This is a genomic window from Mesorhizobium sp. M2E.F.Ca.ET.209.01.1.1, from assembly GCF_004010375.2.
Lineage (GTDB): Bacteria > Pseudomonadota > Alphaproteobacteria > Rhizobiales > Rhizobiaceae > Mesorhizobium.
Genome location: NZ_SADP02001105.1, coordinates 1 through 295, shown reverse-complemented (window position 1 = coordinate 295; position 295 = coordinate 1). Strand labels below are relative to the sequence as shown.

Below are 295 nucleotides of genomic sequence, written 5' to 3'. Positions count from 1 at the left end.
CGGCGAGCAACTGGCAACGCCATTCGACAAGACGCGGCCCGCCAACGACCCGGAACTCATGCTGCTCGGCCAGCTCGAAGTCAGCAAGGACATGATCAGGAAGTATGAGCATGGCGACGGTGTCACCGGCCCCTATGGCCACATGCTGGATGTGAAATCGAAGGACAAGCTGGTCTATGTCAAGAAATAAGCTCCTGCTCGTTCTACTCGGCTCCGGGCTGCTTTCAGGCTGCGCGGCCGACTATCTCAACAATTACGACACGATGACATTGGCATCGGGGGATTCGCTGAAAGC

General features: G+C 57.3%; 1 pseudogene. It reads left to right on the top strand.

What is annotated here, in order from left to right:
- A pseudogene (locus tag EN852_RS39305) lies at positions 1 to 190 on the top strand (type II and III secretion system protein family protein); the annotation flags it as partial.
- Between the last annotated feature and the right edge of the window lie 105 nt (positions 191 to 295).